General features: G+C 64.9%; 1 pseudogene. It reads left to right on the forward strand.

The annotated features are described in order from the left end of the window. Positions 1-279 (forward strand): annotated as a pseudogene (locus GYB81_RS25385) (hypothetical protein); the annotation flags it as partial.

Raw genomic sequence — 279 nt, forward strand, 5'->3', positions numbered from 1 at the left:
CGGTCTACCGCGACCGCGTCGAACTGCAGCGCGGCGGGCGCCTGGAAAGCCTGCCCTTCCCGCACCGTTCCGGGGGACTGCTGGCCAGCGCGGACGACATTACAAGCGAGAACGACTCGATCGAACAACTGCAAAGCCTGCAGGATGAGAACGCTGCAGCATTGCGCGAGCGCCTGGACGCCTTGCGCCAGCAGATGGAAGCCACGCCCATCGCAGAACCCGCCGAAGAAGACTCGAGCGAGCCCACGAGACTCCTGAGCAGCTCGTATGCCGTCTTCT

The organism is Pseudomonas yangonensis (genome assembly GCF_009932725.1).
Lineage (GTDB): Bacteria > Pseudomonadota > Gammaproteobacteria > Pseudomonadales > Pseudomonadaceae > Aquipseudomonas > Aquipseudomonas yangonensis.